16 protein-coding genes and 1 riboswitch are annotated in these 18,073 nt (G+C 43.0%); of the genes, 1 reads left to right on the top strand and 15 read right to left on the bottom strand.

Features of this window, described 5'->3' with window-relative positions; translation table 11 throughout:
- The first annotated feature begins 150 nt into the window (after positions 1–150).
- On the top strand, positions 151–459 hold the full coding sequence (locus ABE547_RS09690) for a DUF1292 domain-containing protein (RefSeq protein ID WP_347378577.1): 309 nt from the start codon (positions 151–153) through the stop codon (positions 457–459).
- Here ABE547_RS09690 and ABE547_RS09685 read toward each other — a convergent pair.
- The 15 genes from ABE547_RS09685 to purB all read right to left on the bottom strand — a co-directional run bounded on the left by ABE547_RS09685 (position 445) and on the right by purB (position 18,069).
- Entirely contained in the window at positions 445–2,283 is a 1,839-nt protein-coding gene (locus tag ABE547_RS09685; RefSeq protein WP_347378576.1) for an ATP-dependent helicase, read from the bottom strand. The genes ABE547_RS09690 and ABE547_RS09685 overlap by 15 nt on opposite strands.
- A gap of 10 nt (positions 2,284–2,293) precedes the next feature.
- Positions 2,294–3,757: a glutamate--tRNA ligase gene (gene gltX / locus ABE547_RS09680; RefSeq protein WP_347378575.1), complete on the bottom strand. Its 1,464-nt coding sequence runs from the start codon at positions 3,755–3,757 to the stop codon at positions 2,294–2,296.
- A gap of 76 nt (positions 3,758–3,833) precedes the next feature.
- On the bottom strand, positions 3,834–4,295 hold the full coding sequence (locus tag ABE547_RS09675) for a threonine/serine exporter family protein (RefSeq protein WP_347378574.1): 462 nt from the start codon (positions 4,293–4,295) through the stop codon (positions 3,834–3,836).
- On the bottom strand, positions 4,292–5,554 hold the full coding sequence (locus tag ABE547_RS09670; protein ID WP_347378573.1) for a GNAT family N-acetyltransferase: 1,263 nt from the start codon (positions 5,552–5,554) through the stop codon (positions 4,292–4,294). Before ABE547_RS09670 ends, ABE547_RS09675 begins: the two co-directional genes overlap by 4 nt.
- Before the next feature lie 117 nt (positions 5,555–5,671).
- Positions 5,672–6,457, bottom strand: a complete 786-nt coding sequence (locus ABE547_RS09665; RefSeq protein WP_347378572.1) for a hypothetical protein — start codon at positions 6,455–6,457, stop codon at positions 5,672–5,674.
- Between the two features lie 125 nt (positions 6,458–6,582).
- The gene (grdD, locus tag ABE547_RS09660) at positions 6,583–7,737 is read right to left on the bottom strand and encodes a glycine/sarcosine/betaine reductase complex component C subunit alpha (protein ID WP_347378571.1); all 1,155 of its coding nucleotides are present in this window, start codon (positions 7,735–7,737) and stop codon (positions 6,583–6,585) included.
- A gap of 14 nt (positions 7,738–7,751) precedes the next feature.
- The gene (gene grdC / locus ABE547_RS09655) at positions 7,752–9,284 is read right to left on the bottom strand and encodes a glycine/sarcosine/betaine reductase complex component C subunit beta (RefSeq protein ID WP_347378570.1); all 1,533 of its coding nucleotides are present in this window, start codon (positions 9,282–9,284) and stop codon (positions 7,752–7,754) included.
- Positions 9,285–9,505: 221 nt separating this feature from the next.
- On the bottom strand, positions 9,506–9,979 hold the full coding sequence (grdA, locus tag ABE547_RS09650; RefSeq protein ID WP_235248192.1) for a glycine/sarcosine/betaine reductase complex selenoprotein A: 474 nt from the start codon (positions 9,977–9,979) through the stop codon (positions 9,506–9,508).
- Positions 9,980–10,148: 169 nt separating this feature from the next.
- Positions 10,149–10,466, bottom strand: coding sequence for a thioredoxin family protein (locus ABE547_RS09645; protein WP_235248194.1), 318 nt, complete (start codon positions 10,464–10,466; stop codon positions 10,149–10,151).
- Positions 10,467–10,520: 54 nt separating this feature from the next.
- Positions 10,521–11,465, bottom strand: a complete 945-nt coding sequence (gene trxB / locus ABE547_RS09640) for a thioredoxin-disulfide reductase (protein ID WP_347378569.1) — start codon at positions 11,463–11,465, stop codon at positions 10,521–10,523.
- 39 nt (positions 11,466–11,504) lie between these two features.
- Positions 11,505–12,815 (bottom strand): glycine reductase complex selenoprotein B, encoded by a 1,311-nt coding sequence (grdB, locus tag ABE547_RS09635; protein ID WP_347378568.1) that lies wholly within the window; start codon positions 12,813–12,815, stop codon positions 11,505–11,507.
- Between the two features lie 18 nt (positions 12,816–12,833).
- Positions 12,834–14,114 carry a glycine/sarcosine/betaine reductase component B subunit gene (locus ABE547_RS09630; RefSeq protein WP_347378567.1) on the bottom strand — a complete coding sequence of 427 codons (1,281 nt, stop codon included), beginning with the start codon at positions 14,112–14,114 and terminating at the stop codon, positions 12,834–12,836.
- A 76-nt stretch (positions 14,115–14,190) separates the two neighbouring features.
- On the bottom strand, positions 14,191–14,577 hold the full coding sequence (locus tag ABE547_RS09625) for a GrdX family protein (RefSeq protein WP_347378566.1): 387 nt from the start codon (positions 14,575–14,577) through the stop codon (positions 14,191–14,193).
- A gap of 149 nt (positions 14,578–14,726) precedes the next feature.
- Positions 14,727–14,838: riboswitch (glycine riboswitch) on the bottom strand.
- Positions 14,839–15,027: 189 nt separating this feature from the next.
- Entirely contained in the window at positions 15,028–16,353 is a 1,326-nt protein-coding gene (locus ABE547_RS09620; protein WP_347378582.1) for an alanine/glycine:cation symporter family protein, read from the bottom strand.
- Between the two features lie 282 nt (positions 16,354–16,635).
- Positions 16,636–18,069 (bottom strand): adenylosuccinate lyase, encoded by a 1,434-nt coding sequence (gene purB / locus ABE547_RS09615; protein ID WP_347378565.1) that lies wholly within the window; start codon positions 18,067–18,069, stop codon positions 16,636–16,638.
- Between the last annotated feature and the right edge of the window lie 4 nt (positions 18,070–18,073).

Genomic DNA, 18,073 nt, shown 5'->3' with positions numbered 1-18,073 from the left:
CTCTCGTGTGTGGGATGTTTGTGTGGTTACTTATATTTTACCATGAGTGGAGAGAAAATTTATATATAAACAGCGAGAAAACCCAGTAAAATCAATGGGTTGCGGCATTTAACAAATGCCTATAGTGATATAGAAAAGGAGAATGCGGCTATGAATGAAACAATCGATAATGACGGATATGTAACAATTGAGCTGACCCTTGACAATGACGAAGTAATCCAGTGTGCAATCCTCACTGTATTCGAAGCAGGCGGGAAAGAATATATTGCACTTGTTCCACTGGATGACAATATGGAATTTGATGCTGACAGTGACATCTACCTCTATCGTTACAGCGAAGATGAAAACGGCGAACCGGAACTCGGCAACATCGAAGACGACGCTGAGTATGAGGCTGCCGCTGATGCTTTCGACGAATGGATGGATACACTGGAACTGGAAGATTCAGACGAGGAGTAGTTCATCAACAAAACGGGAGGGATTCATATCTTTCCCGTTTTTTTCTTTTACATAGCTGATGATCAGTTTTCTCTTTGCCCTGGTCATCGCCACATAAAACAGGCGGCGCTCCTCTTCGATCTCTTCTTCGGACCTTGCTTTCCGATACGGAGTACTTCCTTCATTGCTCTCAATCATAAAAACCGTATCATATTCCAGACCTTTTGCGCTGTGCATCGTCATAAGCGCAACACCATCTGTGCTTTCCCGTTTCTGATTTTGTAGTTTTAACATCTCCCGGTATCTCTCCACATGCGCGAACCAATCTGAAATGGTCTGATACTCTCTGGAATTCTGCTGAATCTCATGAATGACTGCCATCAGATCTTCTTCCGGTATCTTCCGGTACGCTGCATATTCCTTCAAAAATTCATCATATCCCATACTTTTTCTGATATATTGAATCGCCGCATACGGAGTCTTATTCCGGATCATCTTCATATCCCATTCCAGCTGATCGATCCGGTCCATCATCCATTCCTTATCACAATAGAAGTTCCGGATAGATTCATAACTCACCTTTTTCTCGTTCAGGCATTCTCTGCTGATATATCTCTTTGGCCTGTTAGCAATCTGGAGAAAATATTTTCTGTCATACTCTCCCTGTGACAGATGAAAGTAGCTGCTGATATCCACTCCGATAAAATGATCATAAATATTGTTCAGATATTCTTTCATCGTAAATGGAATCTGGTATTCCATCAGAACCTCTGACAATGCTCTTGCATCCAGATTTGTACGATAAAGGACCGCAATCTGTGAATACGAAATTCCCCTTTCTGTATATTCCCGGATCTTGTCGATCACATATCTGCTTTCTTCCATCGGATCTTTCACTTCCTGAACGTGGACCGTTTCATCCGGCTTTTTTTCCGCAATAATCTCTTTCGCAAATCTTGCCTTGTTATGCCCGATTACCTTCAAAGCTCCTTTGACAATATAACCGGTAGATCTGTAATTCACATTCAGCAGAATCTGCCTGGCATCCGGATAATCCTTCACAAATTCCATCATGATTCCGGGCTTTGCTCCTCGAAACCCATATACCGACTGATCATCATCCCCCACCACAAACAGATTATTCTCAGGTGCCGCCAGCATCCGCACCACATCATACTGTGCCTGATTGACATCCTGGAACTCATCCACCAGGATATAACGGAACTTTTTCTGCCATTTTTCCAGAATATCCGGTCTGCTCCTGAACAGATCCCGGCACATTACCAGCATGTCTTCAAAATCAATCTTTTTCTGTTTTCGTTTTTCATATTCATAAGACTGATACAGCTCACGAAACCGTTCTTTCCCATATTTCAAAGAATCATATTCCATAATATTAAGACAATTATTCTTTACATTGCCAATCTCCACGGCCAGATCCTGCAGATAATCTTTTTCTTCATCAGCAGCCGGAATCTCCTCCCAATCCATCTGAGATATCAGCTGACGGATCAACGTATACTTCTCCTCTTCTGTCAGAAGATTCGTCTGGTTCAGTCGATAGGCCCATTTCAGGATACCATAATAGATTCCATGAAAAGTACCAAAGGTAACCGAATATGCCGGTTTGCCACATACTCTTCTGGTTCTCTCCTTCATCTCTTTTGCCGCATACTTAGTAAAGGTAATGACCAGAATTTCTTCTGGTCTTACCTTATACTTTGTAATCAGATATTCAATTCTCTTTGCTATGGTAAGAGTTTTCCCGGAACCGGGACCGGCAAGGACCATACATGGTCCTTCTTTGTGGGCGACCGCCTCAGCCTGCGCTTGATTCAGACTCATCAGATTCCCCTTACTTATTTAATAATTCAATACCTTTTTTAATACGTCTTATGGATTCTTCTTTTCCTAGGATCTCCATAATCTCTGTTGCCCCGCCAGGTGTATTCTGTTTTCCGGAAACAGCTGTTCTGACCGGCCACATAACAAATCCGGTCTTAACACCAGCTTCATCAACATACCCTTTCAACAGTGCAAACAGAGCATCGTTACTGAAATCCTCCTGCGCTTCCAGAAGAGGAAGAACATCCTGAAGCACTTTCAGAGAATTCTCCTCATTGGTCTTCATCTTTTTGTGACAATACATAGCTGTATCATACTCCGGAAGCTCTTCGAAGAAGTCAATCTGTTCTTTGATATCCGGGAAGATCTCAATTCTCGTCTTTACAAGTGCTGCGATCTTCTTCAGATCATAATCTTTTGTAACCACTTCTCTGATATAGGATTCTGCCCTTTCATAGAACTGATCAAAATCCATCTTCTTCAGATATTCTCCATTCATCCATTTCAGTTTTACAATATCAAACACAGCCGGAGACTTGCTCATATGGCGATAATCAAATTCTTTCACCAGTTCTTCCAGAGAGAAGATCTCCTGGTTGCCGGTCGGACACCAGCCAAGAAGTGCAACATAATTCACCACTGCCTCTGTCACGAATCCCTGATCGATCAGATCTTCGTAAGAAGAATGGCCGCAGCGTTTGCTCAGCTTTTTGTGATTTTCGTCTGTAATCAACGGACAATGTACATATACCGGAACTTCCCATCCGAAGGCTTCATAGATCTTATTGTACTTTGGTGCTGAAGACAGATATTCATTGCCACGTACAACGTGTGTAATTCCCATCAGATGATCGTCAATTACATTGGCAAAATTATAAGTCGGATATCCGTCAGATTTGATCAGAATCAGGTCGTCAAGTTCTGCATTCGGTACAGAGATGTCTCCATAGATCTCATCATGGAATGTCGTTGTTCCCTCTGTCGGCATATTAAAACGGATAACATATGGTTTTCCTGCCGCAAGATTAGCTTTTACTTCTTCCTTGCTCAGTCCCAGACAATGCTTGTCATATACCACGATCTCTGTTCCGCCGTCTTCATCAGACACTTTGTTCTTCAGGGATTCCAGACGCTCCTTATCACAGAAACAATAATACGCATCCCCCTGTTCGATCAGCTGCTTCGCGTACTTCAGATATAATCCGGAAGCATTACGCTCACTCTGTACATAAGGGCCGACGCCTCCGTCCTTGTCCGGACCCTCATCATGGATCAGTCCGGTCTCTGCCAGTGTGTGGTAGATGATCTCCAGAGCCCCTTCCACGAATCTTTCCTGATCCGTATCTTCTATTCTTAACATAAAGTCGCCATTTTCATGCTTTGCTATCAAATACGCATAAAGCGCAGTTCTTAAGTTTCCTACATGCATTCTTCCTGTAGGGCTTGGTGCAAATCTTGTTCTTACTTTACTCATTGTAATTAATATCTCCTAATTCTTTTATAATTTTATCCGTCTATTCTTATATTGTAGCACAATCGCCATACATGCATCAACCTTTTCTCCATCTTCTTTGCTTCCAGTATCCCATCTGAAACACTTCCCTTGGAATAGAAACAATACATACGATTCCAAATACAATTGCAAAGGCAATCTTGACGGATTCGATTCCCTTCATTGCAGCAAGGGAAAGCTGATTTGTGACCAGATAATATGCAGTATAATATACCCCCGCTCCGGGAACCAGCGGAAAGATACCGGATACCAGAAATATAGTAATCGGACATTTCATACGCACCGTCAGCATACGTGAGATCAACACCACGACAAGAGTACCGAAGAAAGATGCAATTACCGGTGATATTCCCTGTACCAGTGCTTTGTATACCAGCCACCCGGCTGCCCCGGTCATTCCACAGCATGCATAATATTTTTTCGGAACATTATATAAGACAGCATACGCAATCGTCCCAGAAAAGGAGCAGAGAACATTCACGATTAATTCACGGATCATGGCAATAATCCCCCTATCATATTATTATAGATGCTGAGTGTCACTCCCACCCCGATCGCAATGTAAACAAATACCAGAATCGCATCTATCATACGCACGGTTCCGGACAAAAAATCACTGTCCGCAATATCCCGGATTGCATTCACGAAAGCCAGTCCCGGGACCAGAGGCATGATTCCTCCGATGATCATTCCGTCAATCCGCAGTTCCTCCATATGAGCCAGATGCCTGAAGCATATTGCAAGAGTGGTGATGATAACTCCACCTGCTATATTTACAATCATCTTGGACAATCCGTGCTTTTTACTGAACAGAACCCATACATACAGAATACAGCCGATAAAAAAGGCCATCATACTCTCAGATTCCGTTGCACCCAGCATATATCCAAACGTTCCACTCGCGATTCCCGCAGCAACAATCTGAAAATATCCATTTTTAGAAGGCATCTTATCAATTTCTTTTAACTTTTCAGATGCCTCATCAATTCCCATATGACCAGCTTCAATCTCTCTGGAAAGCGCATTTACTTCCGCAACGATTCCAAGATGAGATGCCGATAACGGAATTGGCTTTACCTTTGTATATGTCTCTTCCATTCCATTTTCTGCACTGACAAATATACCGTGACTGAGCATAAACACATCGATATGCTCTACATGAAAACGATGGCAGATCCTGGTGATCGTCTCTTCCACACGAAAGATCTCTGCGCCGTTTTTCAACAGAATCCTTCCTGCCTCCAGTGCCAGATCCACAACCTTTTTCACATCCACCTCCGATTCCAGCCTTTTTTTCAGATAGATCATATCTGTAAGCCGCACACCCTCATCATAGATCGGTTCCCTGTAATTTTTCACAAAATAATCTATCACAATATGTGAATTTTCGAATCCGCATTTTTCATAAAATCCAATGTTTTTTCTGGTGTTTCCCGTACCGACGTACATCATATCGCACAGACTGCTGTAGTGCTCACACAGAAAATGTATCATATACTTTCCATATCCCTTGCCCTGCTGTGTCTCGACAGTTGCAATATTCTTCAGTTCACACTTCCGGTTTTTATAAAGCATGACTACTGCAACCGTCTTTGCTTCTCCGTTTTCTTCAAGAAGAAACATTTCTCCCTGATCCAGATATGCATCGATCATATTTTCCTGTGGATCAGCCAACAGCAACAGGTCCATATATAATTTTTTATTATCTGTTATCTGCCGAATCTTCATGTCTGCTCCCTCTGCTTTGCTCAATTTCATCCATTATATCACCAGAAATCGGAGAATAACAGAGAATTTTAGGAAATTAAATTGTATTTATATACGAAAACAAAGACCACCGCAGTATCTGCTGCGACAGTCTCTACTGCCTCTCTCTTAATATCTTCCCTTTGGAAAAGTAATCAGCTCACCGTTTTTCGTATACAATACTCCACGTTCACTGATATAAACAGGATTATCTGCAGCTACTTCTATATACATCAGCTCATGCAGATGTTCAAACGTCTCCGCTTCAATCTCTGTAATATTTTCAGGAATATAGATTTCAAAAATCATGGATTCCAGCCCTTCCAACGCTGATTTTCGAATCCCGGTGCATCTTTCATCACTCGGGATCACAAGAACACCATCTGTTACAGAAACAGAATCTGTATATCCCGTGATATATCCATCTGCATTGATCAGGAATCCTCTGATCTCTATCTCTGCACCCGGCATCTCCATCTGTGGAAGATCATCCGGAATCAAATCCGGTATACTTTCAATGTAAGCCGGTTCATTCCCCGAAACATCCGGTATTTCTTCGTCCCGAATCACCGGTATTTCCAGTGTTTTCACCATTTCGGTCGTTTCTCGTATCCTCTCTGCTTCTGGAGTTTCCTGCACAGTATTTTTCATCTTTTCCTGCTGTATAGCAGCCATATTCCTCGCTTTTTCAGATATATTCCTGATATCTGAGGTGGTATGAAGAACCGACATATCAATGCCACGACAGGTTGCTTCATCCTGTATTTTCATACTCAAATGCCGGCTTAAGTCCGGACATGCTGCAAATGTACTGATTTCATAAAAGAAAAAGATTCCTGCCATCATCCACATGATAATGTAACACATCCGACAAATCGTTTTCTGTATTGTATCTATACGCAACGCTTCTTCCATCTTTGCACCTCCCTACTTTTCTCATTATAAAGTAAGGATTATACAAAAGGAAGTGGCATCTCGACACATTTCGACGCCACTTCCTCTGAATTATGATCTTTTTCCGTTGCCCTCAGGCTCTGAAATTACTGAATATATCCTGCTTTCTTAAGCTCTTCTTCAGCTTTTGCAAGATTTGCATCCGATACACGGATGATCGGGCCTGTACATCCCATTCCGCTCTCTGCGTAGATGTTGATCTTCCACAATGCTTTTACCGCATCTTCCAGATCCATAACCTCGATTCCAGGAATCTGAGCTGTTACGATCTCCTTCGGTGGTTCTTTTACATCCTCTTCTGCTGCAGCCGGTTTCTGAGCTGCTTTTAATGCACCCAGGATATCCTTCAGTCCTGCTTTATTCACTGCTGCAAATTCTGCCTTTGCTACTTCAAAGACTTTTCCTCTTACCAGCTGTGCCGCATAGCGGATCGCATTGGCAATGACCGGTGCTCCGCTTGCTCTGGATACGATCATAACTAACTGCTCATATCCCTCGCCGATTCCGGGACCATAGCCATAGCCTGTTGCCTCGAAGCTTCCGCCTGTATTTGCGGAAGAGAGCATCTTAACCAGGATATTTCCTGTCAGGGAATCTGTTACCATGATATCCGGTGATGCCTGAAGTACGTCATTTCCTCTCATGACGCATCCGCCGTCTGCTCTTGCAGACTCTGCAAATGTGATATCATATCCCTGCTCTTTTAACTGCTTTAATGCCTTTTCCGTCTGACGTGCTCCGTCTACGTTCAGAATTCCTACGCTCGGTGCTGCGTTTCCGCATGCCTTTGCTGTGATGATTCCGTAGATGGCATTCTTGATCATTCCTTCAATACGATCAGTACTGGAGGTTCCCGTCGTATTGGCGATGTACATTTCTTTTCCCTTGGCAGGTGTCACACAGCGTCCTACCGTTGATACTCCGATCGGGAACGGGAAATGCATCGTTACTGCTGCATCTACTTCCCCGTTTTTCAGCATCTCTTCCATCTTGTCGTGGCCTTCTTCATCATTTGCCACTTTCACAGTCGTTACGCCTTCTGCCTCTAAGGTTCCGATATAATAGACATCGATCCCGTCTCTTGCTGCCTCTACTGCAGCTGCCATGGAGTTCTCTTCTCCATGTTCACTTCCCATTCCGGTAAGTGCGATCTTCGGTCTCTTCCCGAAGCTTCCTGTTTCCAATCCCTGAGCCATTTCCATAAAGGTGTCGGCAATCATTTTTTCAATTCCATTTGCCATCTTTGTTCACCTCTCTATTCTGCCAGCAATGATGCAGCGAAATCTTTCATAGCTTTTGCGATCAGTCCTTTTACTTCTTCTTCGGATACTCCGCTGTTATCCTCTGCTCCTGTGTTTGCCTGGATCACGAAAGAACATCCGTCAAACAGGTTGGTCATACGTCCAAGGAACAGACTTCCTTTTCCGATGATCATTGCATTCTTGATCTTTCCTGCAAGGATATCTTCTCTTGCAAATCCGATGTATGGTACACCTGAAGGAATGTGTCCCTGCGTCGGTGCCCATCCGGTCAGACCATGATCTTTCGTGAAGTTTGCAAGTTCTTTTCTGTCTAACTCGCCTCTCTTAACTGCAAGTGCTCCGATCATCTTGTAGTTTGCAAGCGGTACATCTCCTGCTCCTGCCGGTTTTGTGATATCCGGATTCTGCATTTCCGGTGAGAACTTGTCAATATCAGTCAGCTTCATTCCGTTTTTCTCCAGCGGATCTGCTACCAGACTTCCGATTACGTTCTGTGGTGCAGAACCTGTTCCTACGGTATGGCGTCCTACAATGTCAAGGTTGATCTCCGGATTCTCTCCGTCGTTCTCAGCGATGATCACACAGAAACCGCCCAGGCAGTCTTCCAGGATCGGCATATCTTTCTTGATATGGTCTTTTCCGTTCATACCTAATTTTGCGGTACATCCTCCGGCTGTCACTGCTACACATTTGTAGGTTCCGGCTTTTACCAGGGATGCTGCCTCGATCAGGGCATGAGATGGTCCTGCACAGAATCCACGGGTATCTGATCCGGTTGCATTTACAAGGCCTGCGATCTCTGCTGCTGCTTTTGCAAAGTTTCCGCCGCCTCTCTGGTTCATATCACCACATGCCTCTTCTGCACAGTCGATGACATACTCTACGTCTGCCTTGTCGATTCCTGCATTTCTTACACCGTATAATAATGCAAGAACGCTGGTAGCCTTACTCATGATATTCTCATGCATAACATGTGCGGACAGGTTTACATCGATATCATGTGCTCTCTTGATACATCCAACAAGTTTTCCTGCATGGTAAAGACCTTCTGCATGCTCTTCGTTTACCAGTCTTGCGATCTCTTCTGCATCGATACCTTCCTCAACTTTTGCAACGATATCCTCTGTGATGATCGGATCTGCTGCAAACGCATCCTTATGAGCTGCTACAAATTCCTTGTCCAGCTTTACAACTTCGAATACGTCTACAGTCTGTGCAAGAATCAGGAATTCTTCCTCCGGCATGATCTCGCCGTATTTTCCGTATCTTTCTGCACCCTCTTTTGCCTTATCATAATAAGGGAATGCAACTTCTGCTAATTCATCCGGATGAGCATTTCCGATATATACCTGGTTTGGCCAGTAACTTACAGCCTCTTCGTAAGAACGAAGGTGACTGTCGATTGCTTTCAAATATTCAGACTCAGGATTGACAACCTTTTCTGTTGTCTGTGTTGTTCCATTATAAAATACCATCTGTGGAGTATGTGCAAGTACATAGCTTGCGCCTTTGATTACACTGTTCATTGTGAGTATCCACCTTTCTTCTTTTCTAAATCATTTCAAAATAACTAACTGTTGTTTACAGGAATGTGTCATCATCTGACATGCCTCAGCGATATGTGCAATACTGACAGCCTGCATCATCTGCAGCCTGCCCTGCATACTTTGTTATAGAACGAAACGGCGAGGTAAGTGTTTACCTCACCGTTTCGTAAAATGTGGGATGAAACGATCTCAAACCCTTCTTATAAAAACTTGCAGAAATCATCACGAATTGCTGACATTTCTCCAGCAATGTCGTCAAGATCAAGAACCATTTCCATCATGCCTACCTGCTCATCGTAAACATCCGGATCAAATTCCTCTTTCAGTTCTTCTTCACATACGTGATATACCGTGAGTCCAAGCTGGACCCCTGTCAATGGACCTGCGAATGTCGGGTCACCTGCTGTTACAGTCTCTGCTGCAAGACCAGCACCTTCGCCTTCAGCTGCTCCAAGAACTACTACCAAGTTCTCCGGACCATACTCCTCTGCGAATTCTTTAACCCTCTTCTGATTCTCAAGATCCATTGCACCAGCGCTCGTTCAGACGAAGCACTCTGTGGAAGAGAATACAACTTCTCCACCAGCAGTCTTTACGCACTCTGCGATTGCCGGTCCTGGAACACCATCACGGTCGCCAATGATAACGACTTTTTTTCCTTCTAATATTGCCATGACGTGTTTCCTCCTTCCTTTTCCCTTCTATTTTATTATTATTTGTAGAAATGTTTATACTCGCCGGGACAAACGATAATAGAATTCCAGCGAGTGTGCACGCTTAAAGCGGCAGATATTACATTCCCGTAAAAGCCTTGTGGCTGTTTACGCACTCACGATGCTCCGATTAGATATACTTCTTAATCATTGCTTCAATAGATTCTGGTGTACAATCATCTTTCACCAGTTCTTCTACTTTCTCTCCGTCTTTGTAGATTGCCATAACAGGAAGTCCGAGAACTTTCTGTCCGATTGCAAGACGACGAGCCTTTGTTGTATTCAGAGATGTGAATTTTAACTTATCTCCGTATGTGTCAGCGAATTCATGTACCTTTGGCATCAGAGCCTGGCATGGTACACATCCGTCACCGTAAAAATCTACGAATACATAACCTTCTGCTTTTAACACTTCTTCTTCAAATGTGTGCTTATCTACATCTAACATTGGTATGTTCCTCCTTGTGAAATATATTTTTAAGCTTTCGCTTTCGTGCATTTTTTAGAAGTAGTCAGACATGCTTCTTTCTACCTGAACTGCTGCGATTGCTCCGTCAGCTGCTGCAGTAACAACCTGTCTCAGGCTCTTGATACGTACATCACCTGCTGCGTATACGCCAGGAATGTTAGTGTGCATGTCTTCATCTGTCTTGATGTATCCACGCTCATCCATATCAATGATTCCTTCGAATGGTTTGCTGTTCGGGATGGTTCCGATAAATCCGAATACTCCGAACATTCCGTCATCTTCATCTGCTTCTACTGTAGTAACTTCGCCGGTCTTTACATTCTTCACTTTCATCCACTGAAGAATATCATCTCCGCCTACTTCTTCTACTACGGAATCCCACATGAAGTTCAGTTTTGGATTCTTAAATGCTTTTTCCTGAATGGATTTTGCTGCACGCAGTTCGTTACGTCTGTGAATGATCGTAACTTTTCTTGCGAACTTGGTCAGATACATTGCTTCTTCTACTGCGGAATCTCCGCCACCTACAACGTATACTTCAAAGTCTTCAAAGAAGTTTGCATCACATGTTGCACAGTAAGATACACCTTTACCTGTGAACTCTGCTTCTCCTTTACATCCGATCGGTCTTGCATGAGCTCCGGTAGCGATGATCACGTTTCTTCCCTGATACTCAGCTTTTGCACTCTTAAGAACTTTGATCTCGCCTTCAAGAGATACTTCTGTGATCGTATCAGATACACGTTCTGCGCCAAATTTTTCTGCCTGCTGTGTCATTCTCGCAATCAGAGACGGTCCGGACTCGCCTTCTACGATCTGTCCCGGATAGTTTTCAATCTCATCTGTAATTGCGATCTGTCCGCCGTCCTGTCCTTTTTCAATGATCAGAACAGAAAGACGGCTTCTTCCTGCGTACAGTCCTGCTGCTAAACCAGCAGGACCTGCACCCAGGACAATAACGTCATAAATCTTGCTCATTTTGCGTTATTCTCCTTTTCGTCTAAGTATTCAACACGTCTACTCAAAAATCGTCTGTCCGTCTACTTCTGTTGTCAGAGCGTTCAGAGCCTTCTCAACGATCTTACGACGAAGTGCTTTTTCCTCAGCTTTATCCAGAGCCGGATTTCCAAGCGGATGAGGAATAGCGATAGCCGGAACGATTCTGTTAGCACCTACTGTCATAGAAATTGGAGTTACTGTACAAATGTGTACAACAGGGATTCCTGCTCTCTCAACTTCCTTAACCATCGTTGCACCGCAACGAGTACAGGTACCTCAGGTAGAAGTGAGGATTACAGCATCAACACCGTCTGCTTTCAGTTTCTGAGAGAACTCAGCTGCAAATGCTTTAGAAGATGCTACAGCTGTACCATTACCAACTGTTGTATAGAACAGGTGATGTAATTCACCAATAACTCCTTCTTTTTCCATGTCACGAAGAACGTCAACCGGAAGTACACGGTCAGAGTCTTCATTTGCATATACCGGATCGTATCCACCATGAGCTGTCTCATAGGTTTCTTCTGTCAGATCCATAACTCCTGCGATATCATATTCTCCATAGTGAGAAGCACTGGAACTTTCAATGTGATCCGGATTTCCTTTTGGTACGATACCACCAGATGTAACCAGCGCGATCTTAGCATGTGCCAGATCTTTTACAGCCGGATTTGGTTCTACTCTGTCGAAGTCAGGCATCGGGAACTCTGTCTCAAACGGCTTATCATTTAACTTCTTAATAAGCATCTTAACCGCTCTCTGAGAACCTCTTTCTTTTTCAAAGAAGTTTACACGAACACCATTCGGCATATAACCTTCTTCACAAGATGCACCGATCTTCTCACCCTTAGCAAGTTTTACTGCAAGAGGAGCCAGCTTCTTAACTGCATCTCTCATACCTGCTGCACTGTTCTTTGTAGAAACCGTATATACCTGGTTTTTGAACATATCAGCACCCGGGTTTTCTACGTACATACCTGTTACAGCCGGAATTCCAAGTTCTTCCTGAACTGCTGCAGCGATTGTACCACAAGCAACACCATAACGGCCTGCATTAAACGCCGGTCCTGCGATAAATACATCCGGAGCCTGCTCTTTTACCATAGCAAGGATATCAGCTTTCGCTTTCTCCAGATTTTCGTTGAAGTAAGAGTCACCACAAATGATTGTTGCAATAATCTCTGCTTCATCTTTAAAATTCTGTGTCAATGCCATACCCGGTCCAACAACCTCGCCTACACGAAGTTCTGCCGGATAATCTGCTTTTTCTTCTCCACCAATCTGTGCAAAGAACTGATTGATGTAATGAACAACTTTAATTTTTGCCATGATTCTTATCCTCCCTTCCTATCTTGCGCTCAGTTTGTTGAAACCTGTCTCATTAGTAGCACCTGTAAGTACCTGAAGCTCAACTTCCAGACTTCCGTCTTCACGAAGTGTCTCTTCGCTGGCACCTGCAATTTTGTTTACATAATCCAGTGTTCCAATTACCTTGTCAAGTTTCGGCAGGATAATTACCTGGTTTGCATTTCCGCCTGTAACAACAGCATCAGCAGCCGGATCAGAGTCAGCCAGAGACTGAGACTTTCCGTCACGTCCGGCATACTCATCAGTGATGATAACTGTCTTAACACCTTCTGCTTCAATCTTCTTGCAGTTCATGATAAGGTCTGTATCCGGGTTACCAAATCCTTCCTGAGATACGATAACGCCATCAAGATCTAACATCTTGCAAAGTTTTGCTGTCCAGTCGGAAGAACGCATCTTATCTGCAAGATATACGTTCTCGTTTGTAATAATCTGGCATACAAAGTTAAGAGTTTTTCCGTGCTGTTCAAACAGATCGTGAACAACCGGATTATTCTCATGTACATAAGTTGGATTCTTATCACATGCAGACACACAGTTACCGGATACGATTGCACCGTCCATGATCTCTGTTGGACTTAAGATTGTAGGAACAATCTTCTTGGCATCTACGCCGTATACATATGTGTCATGTAATAATCCCTGACTCTGAAGCATCTGAACATAAGCAACTCTCGGAAGATCCGGATATTTTTCCATACCTTCTTTGATCGTGCATGTTTCATATACTTTTGTCTCATCAGGTGTCAGGTTACGAGCTAATTCCCCAAGATAAACTGCAACTCTGAATCCTGCAAAACGAACTGCTTTTTCATAATCATGCTGTTTAATTCCGTCAACCGGCTCACATACCATAACCAGGTTTAATGTTTTGGAAAATGGTGTGTAATCAGCTCCAGGACCTGTCATATCGATAATACCTTCCTGGAATCCAACGATCTTACCAGCTGTAACAACAGCCATTCCCTTTAATGCATAAGTCTTTCCTTCACCTACTGTATCAACCTTTGCGATAACTCCCGGGAAGACTCCCCCTCTTCCTTCAACTTTCACACGTGGTTCGATAACGTCCTTTACAGGTGTAATTCTTACAGACTCTCCTGGTTTTGCAATATCAAATGATACGCTCTTAATATGCTCATCTTCAAGAGCAACGGCTTTCACAGCCTCTTCGGATACATAGAGGATTCCGTCTTCGATCTTTGATTCAGATGCGAACTGAATATCCTTAATGTAAATGTGTCCCATTTCTAATCTCACTTGTAGTTCCCTCCTTCAAAAAAAGATTCATTTTATTGTCTAAAGCTGCAATACTTTAACAACCTCTCCGAAATGACTACCAGACATCTGCCGATGCCAGTCCACTTTCAAGCAAAGTCCAGTCAATTAATTGAAAATCTTCATATACTTTTGCTTCATATCTGCCAGATTTATCCTCAAACTTCCGGCAGGCCTGAAGGGCATTTTCAATCAATGAAAGCGACCTTGAATCCATCTCCTCCTTTCGTTCTGATATCATCACTGACTTATATGGTGTTTCATTAGGCTTTACACTTCCCGACAAAGGATGTGATAAAAGCAAGTGACCCTCGTGAATTCTGTCTCTTACTTCTTTCAGAAGTTCTTCATATGAAATATCTTTGTATATCACATTGTGCGTGTCCTTCAGCTTTTCTAAAACCAGTGGATTATTGGTTAAGATCATATAACTTTTCCGACTCATTTGATCCACTTACTCCTTTCAGTTTCCCTTGTTTAAAAAAAGGACGCTTTAAACACGGCTAGATGTTTAAATCGTCCTTTCCTGTCTTTTGCCCTGATACTAAGTGTGTTCCAGCGAAGCCTCTCACACAGCACAAGATTCAGAATACGGTCCGTTTCCCAGTCCTTTTGCCTGAAAGTTTCACACTGCATATGATCACCAGCATATGACAGGCTTGCCTCTTCGGCGGCCGAAAAATCAACTCTCTCTTGAGAAACATCAACCCGCTTTTCATATTAACTTATAGAACTTTTTTATAAGTTTCATTGTCTAAACCTATAATAACCTATCGTTAAATCAATTTCAACAGCAAAAAACGATTAAAAATATTTTAGGCAGATTGCATAAATTATATGTATAGTTTTTATCTATTTTGCCTATTTACTTTTTTCTATTCACTTGCTATTTTTCTTATTTTTTCTTCTTCGAAAAATTCTGAAAATAATCATCATGAACCTTCTTGATCACACTGCTAAGTGCAAACAGAGCAAGAATGTTCGGGATAACCATCAATGAGTTAAATGTATCCTGCATTGTCCATACCAGTTCAACCTCTGCGAGAGATCCAAGGAATACACAGACTGCAACAATTACAGAATAAATCTTAACCGCTTTTGCTCCAAACAGATATTTTACGTTCGCCTGTCCGAAGAAGTACCATCCGATGATCGTAGAAAATGCGAAGAACAGCATACATACAGCAATGAAAATATCTCCACCCTTTCCATACAGTGTTGAGAATGCATACTGACTGAGTTCTGCACCGGTCAGACCTGTCGGAATAGAATGTGTTGTAATGATTACAAGTGCCGTAAGGTTCAGGATTACAAATGTATCAATAAACACACCTGTCATAGCTACGAACCCCTGCTCTACCGGGTGATCTACCTTTGCCACTGCATGTGCATGAGGTGTGGAACCCATACCTGCTTCATTGGAGAACAGACCACGTGCAACACCTTTTGTCAATGCAAGTTTCACGGTAGCACCGGCCGCACCACCTGCAATGGATGCCGGAGCAAACGCTCCAACAACGATAGAATAAAATGCGTATGGAATTTCCTTAAAGTTATAAAAAATAACAATCAGAGATCCAAGAATATAGAACGCTGCCATAATCGGCACGATCAGCTCTGTAATCTTAGCAATACGTTCCATACCGCCAAGGAATACAAATAAAGCAACTACCGCTACAAACAGTCCCATTACCCACTGTGGGATACCGAATGCTTTATGGAATGCAGCTGCAATAGAGTTGGACTGTACAGCATTCCCCATGAATCCAAGTGCCAATACGATCAGCACTGCAAAGATTGCTGCAAGCGCTTTTCCGAATCCGCCCTTAAATGCTGCTCTGATGTAGTATACAGGACCACCCGTAACGACACCGTCGTCGCCTACCTGTTTATACTTCTGTGCCATAATTGCCTCAGCATAGATGGTAGCCATTCCAAGAAAAGCTGCGATCCACATCCAGAAGATTGCTCCCGGGCCTCCAATTGCAAGCGCAGTTGCCGCACCTGCGATATTACCGGTACCAACCTGAGCCGCGATCGCCGTTGCAAGTGCCTGGAAAGAAGACATTCCGTCCGCTCCTGCCTTGTCTTTTTTACTGAAAAGACCTCCAAAAGTTCTTCTCATACCTTCGCCAAAGCCTCTTACCTGGATGAATCCCAGTTTTACAGAAAACCAGATACCACCACCAAGAAGAGCTATGATCAGTACGTAGTTTGACATGTAACTGCCAATTGTTGAAAATATGTTGTTCAATACTGCTTCCACAACACGTCCCCCTTTTCTGTTGTAATAGATTTTTTGAATAACAAAATTCTTTTCATCTATAATAACATTTTTCTTCATTTTATTCAATATTCACAACGATTTGATGTTTTTTTCATTGTTTTTCCGCAAATTATATATAATTCCAGTTGATTTTCCGTTCTTTTTTATCAAAAAAGGCGAAAATCAAAAGATTTTCGCCCAAAGCAATTATAAACAAAATATTTTATTTTCCCAGCGTTACACGTTAATCTCAGCTTTTACTCCGAGAACGTCTTTATTAGCTTCCAGAACCGGATTTACCACATTTTTCAGGTATGCTTCCACCTGAAGCGGCGCCCGTCCGACATATTTTGACGGATCCATTGTCTTCCGGAGTTCATCAATTGACAGATTAAATGCCGGATCCTCCGCAATCAATTCCAGCAGATTATTGTCAAGACCCTTTTCCTTTACATTACGTCCTGCTTCCATGGAAAGTTCACGGATTCTCTCGTGAAGTTCCTGTCTGTCTCCACCAGCCTTCACGGCATCCATCATAATATTCTCCGTTGCCATGAACGGAAGCTCTGACATGAGACGCTTTTCAATTACCTTCGGATAAACCACCAGGCCATCTACAACATTCAGGCACAGATCCAGAATACCATCAATTGCCAGAAATCCTTCCGGTACACTGAGACGCTTATTTGCCGAATCATCCAGAGTTCTTTCAAACCACTGTGTTGCAGATGTGATCGCCGGATTCAGCGCATCGATCATTACATATCTGGACAGAGAAGCAATACGCTCACTTCTCATCGGATTTCTCTTATATGCCATAGCAGAAGATCCGATCTGTGTTTTTTCAAACGGCTCCTCTACCTCTTTCAGATGCTGAAGGAGACGAATATCGTTGGAGAACTTGTGTGCACTTGCCGCAATTCCAGCAAGCACATTCAGGACTCTGGTGTCCACTTTACGGGAATATGTCTGTCCGGATACCGGATAACACATCTCGAATCCCATCTTCTTTGCGATCATCGGATCGATCTTATCAATCGTCTCCTGATCACCGTCAAACAATTCCAGAAAACTTGCCTGCGTACCAGTCGTTCCTTTGGATCCCAGAAGCTTCAGACTGCCTTTTACATAGTCAAGATCTTCCAGATCCATCATAAACTCCTGCATCCACAGTGTCGCACGCTTTCCTACTGTCGTTGGCTGTGCAGGCTGAAAATGTGTAAATGCGAGTGTTGGCAGTTCTTTATATTCATCTGCAAATTTTGCAAGTTCTGCAATGACATTCACCAGTTTTGTTCTGACAATCCCAAGAGCTTCTGACATCAGAATCATATCCGTATTGTCCCCTACGTAACAGGATGTTGCCCCCAGATGGATAATTCCCTTTGCCTTCGGGCATTGCTGTCCGTATGCATACACATGAGACATAACATCGTGACGTACCACTTTTTCTCTTTCTTTTGCCACCTCAAAGTTAATATCATCTGCATGTTCTTTTAATTCTGCAATCTGTTCATCCGTGATCGGAAGTCCAAGCTCTTTCTCCGTTTCAGCAAGCGCAATCCATAATTTTCTCCATGTACGGAATTTCTTTTCCGGAGAAAAGATGTATTGCATCTCCTTACTTGCATATCGTTCAGAAAGTGGACTTGTGTACTTATCGTTACTCATATTC

This window comes from Dorea sp. YH-dor226 (assembly GCF_039832105.1).
Lineage (GTDB): Bacteria > Bacillota > Clostridia > Lachnospirales > Lachnospiraceae > Dorea_A.
Note: the sequence above shows the minus strand (reverse complement) of the source record. Positions and strands in the feature narration are given on the sequence as shown.